Annotated in this window: 1 protein-coding gene; it reads left to right on the top strand. The window is 43.8% G+C overall.

What is annotated here, in order from left to right; genetic code table 11:
• On the top strand, positions 1-276 hold a 276-nt coding region (locus AAEY75_RS14905), incomplete at both ends, for a hypothetical protein (protein ID WP_352260010.1).

The raw sequence follows: 276 nt of genomic DNA, 5'->3' as shown, positions 1-276 counted from the left end.
GGGCCGGTTTACTTCAGCCTGGTTATTACTGCAAATGCACGACCCCGAGCCTAGGCTCGCCAAAGCGTCTGGGGTGTTTAAACAAACATTTGGTAATTTCCGCGAAGCATGGAAAGACAAAACTTTCCGCCATTACAGTTTATTTGTTGCGGGTATGCAGTGCATGGTTGCCATTTCGGCACCTTTTTTTGCAGTATACATGCTGGAAGAACTGCATTTTACCTATTTTGAATTTGTGCTTTCTAGTGTGGCCTCTATTTTTACGCAGTTTATTAC

The organism is Psychrobacter sp. TB55-MNA-CIBAN-0194, from assembly GCF_040309505.1.
GTDB lineage: Bacteria > Pseudomonadota > Gammaproteobacteria > Pseudomonadales > Moraxellaceae > Psychrobacter > Psychrobacter fozii.
This window is presented reverse-complemented; position numbering and strand designations above follow the sequence as displayed.